The organism is Paenibacillus periandrae (genome assembly GCF_022458865.1).
GTDB lineage: Bacteria > Bacillota > Bacilli > Paenibacillales > NBRC-103111 > Paenibacillus_S > Paenibacillus_S periandrae.
This window is the reverse complement of record NZ_JAJNMU010000173.1, coordinates 1-297: the sequence shown is the minus strand read 5'-3', so window position 1 is coordinate 297 and position 297 is coordinate 1. Positions and strand designations below refer to the sequence as shown.

Below are 297 nucleotides of genomic sequence, written 5' to 3'. Positions count from 1 at the left end.
AGCCGCCGAAGGTGGGGTAGATGATTGGGGTGAAGTCGTAACAAGGTAGCCGTATCGGAAGGTGCGGCTGGATCACCTCCTTTCTATGGAGATATTGTTCCTGTAACGGAACGTATCAGCAACACAACGCTCACTCGTTGATCAGTTTTGAGAGGATAAACTTTCTCTCTGTCAAGCTTGTTCCTTGAAAACTAGATACCGAAACGAAACAAATGTTTAGAGCAGCGTTACTTAACTTCGGTTGAGTAACAAATCCAAATAGATCTATCCTAACGGATAGGACTTATTAGCGGAATT

1 rRNA gene is annotated in these 297 nt (G+C 43.8%); it reads left to right on the top strand.

What is annotated here, in order from left to right:
• Positions 1–83: ribosomal RNA gene (locus tag LRL21_RS45100) — 16S ribosomal RNA — on the top strand; the annotation flags it as partial.
• Positions 84–297 lie beyond the last annotated feature (214 nt).